The 1,941-nt window shown below is 63.0% G+C and carries 3 protein-coding genes; 1 reads left to right on the top strand and 2 read right to left on the bottom strand.

The window, feature by feature from the left end; genetic code table 11:
• Both AC1D00_RS38920 and AC1D00_RS38915 read right to left on the bottom strand, forming a co-directional pair.
• The coding region (locus AC1D00_RS38920; protein WP_477014329.1) for an L-2-amino-thiazoline-4-carboxylic acid hydrolase at positions 1–604 on the bottom strand (604 nt) is incomplete at its 3' end.
• Between the two features lie 48 nt (positions 605–652).
• Positions 653–1,045 carry a RidA family protein gene (locus AC1D00_RS38915; RefSeq protein WP_477014328.1) on the bottom strand — a complete coding sequence of 131 codons (393 nt, stop codon included), beginning with the start codon at positions 1,043–1,045 and terminating at the stop codon, positions 653–655.
• Between the two features lie 128 nt (positions 1,046–1,173).
• On the opposite strand from AC1D00_RS38915, the gene AC1D00_RS38910 reads away from it, so the two are divergent.
• Positions 1,174–1,803, top strand: coding sequence for a LysR family transcriptional regulator (locus tag AC1D00_RS38910; RefSeq protein ID WP_477014327.1), 630 nt, complete (start codon positions 1,174–1,176; stop codon positions 1,801–1,803).
• The last annotated feature ends 138 nt before the right edge of the window (positions 1,804–1,941 follow it).

The raw sequence follows: 1,941 nt of genomic DNA, 5'->3' as shown, positions 1-1,941 counted from the left end.
GCACAGCATAGGCGTCGAAATCAAGCCCGCAGATGTTCGGCAGGATGTCCTTGTCTCCATGGCGGGCGGCGAATTTGCAGAAGCCGCAAGCCTTGTAGTTGATGCCGAACTCAAAGGTGTCATCCGCGCCCGGCTCGACGAAATCGTAGACGAAGTCTTCCGGGAACTCGTCCTGATGGCTGCTTGTGACGCTTTGCGCGGCCTGCTCGCGCAGCAGCGCCTGGTTCTCAGGCGACATGAACTGATGCCCCGAAGCGAGGCGTTCCGCTTCTGGCACGGTGAGCAATTGCGCCTTGTAGGTTTCCCGCTCGATCTCGCCGATCACGGGCAGCGGCACGCCGTGTCGCCGGAGCACACGGCTGATCGCCATGAAACCCATGAGACGCATGACGAAATCGCTCATGCGACTGGCCGCGCCGCCGACATAGGGCATTTGGGTGAGCACGATCTCGAATTCTTCCATCACCTCCTGCCTGACCCCGTCGATATCCGACAGATGCGCGCGCTCGCGCAACATCGCTTCGGCAAGGTCGAGGCGCTGGCACATGGCGGCCTCCATTGCACCGCGATGCGCCTCGTAAAACGGGTGGATGATCTCAGCCATTGGACACCTGACACGATTGGCCCGTTGCGAGGTCGGCAAGAGCCGGGTTCATTCCGCGGCAATCGCCTCGATCTCCAGCAACCATTTGCTGTCGACGGTCTCGACGATCACGACCGTCAGCGCAGGCTGATGTTCCCCAAGCATCGCGCGGCGAATGGTTCGGTTGGGCACGACCTGCTTCCGGTCGGTCAGGAACGTCGTGACCTTGACCAGATTCTGGACGCCAAGGCTGGCAGCGGCAAGCACCTCGATGACGTTGCGCCAGGCTTGCTCGCATTGCGCCTCGAATCCTTCAGGCACGGCGCCGTCGGACGCCTCGGGCACCTGGCCGCTGACAAACAGCAGGCGGCGATGCTGCTTCAATTCAAGTCCTATGCTGTAACCGCCGGCGGGAGCGTGGACCGTTGCGGGATTGTGGCTGACGATGTGAGCTGGGGGCATGGCGTTTCTCCGGATTGCGGGCTGACCGTATCCGGCAACATCGCCGCGGCGCAAAGCATCATTCCTGCGGTTCAGCGCAAGAAAATCTATTGCAAGGCCACAGCCCATCGGTGTCAAACTGCGACGCGATGACCTACTCTCTTCCGCCACTCAACGCGCTCCGCGCCTTCGAAGCCGCCGCGCGGCATCTCAGTTTCAAGCTCGCCGCGCACGAACTGCACGTCACGCCTGCCGCCGTGGGGCAGCAGGTGAAAGCGCTGGAGGCACGCCTCGGCGTGCGCCTGTTCGAGCGGCTGCACAAGCAGCTGATCCTCACCGCCGCCGGTCAGGCCTATCTGCCCGGGATATCCGATGGCTTTCGCTGCATTGCGGATGCGACCTCGCAATTGAAACCGGCTGGTGCGGTGCTGCTCCAGCTGGGGGTCCATGGCAGCCTCGATTTGCGCCGCCTCGCCCTGGCGGAGTTTCGCGGCGCGCATGCCGATATCGGTTTGCGTGTTCTGCAACCCGCCGGCCTGCACGAGCTGGTCGAGGGCAAGGTCGACCTGCTGATTGCCCGCGGTCTTGGCCACCATCCGGGCTATCGCTGCGACCGGATCAACGAGGGATCCGGATTGGGCGAATGGCTGATTGCGCCCGAGGGCACCGCGGATTGTCCCGAGATCGTCAGTTTCCGCGAATGGCTGCGCGCCCTGGCGAACGAGGCCCCGCTCGCAAACCGCAACCGACCTCGCCTGGTCCGCACCGTCGGAAGTTGAGGCGACGCCGTAGCCGCAGGATTGCCCGTCGAGCAAAACACCCCGCGGGCATCACCTCATGGCCTGTCAATCCCCCACCGCAAACATATTCCACTTTACCGAAATTCGGATTTATCGTACACATTGGACACCCTGGCC

The organism is Bradyrhizobium sp. P2_E8 (assembly GCF_056403875.1).
This window is presented reverse-complemented; position numbering and strand designations above follow the sequence as displayed.

What these genes read in the sequence shown, in the direction of transcription:
- AC1D00_RS38915 (WP_477014328.1), bottom strand. Translation starts at nt 1,045, where the DNA reads ATGCCCCCAGCTCACATCGTCAGCCACAATCCCGCAACGGTCCACGCT.
- AC1D00_RS38910 (WP_477014327.1), top strand. Translation starts at nt 1,174, where the DNA reads ATGACCTACTCTCTTCCGCCACTCAACGCGCTCCGCGCCTTCGAAGCC.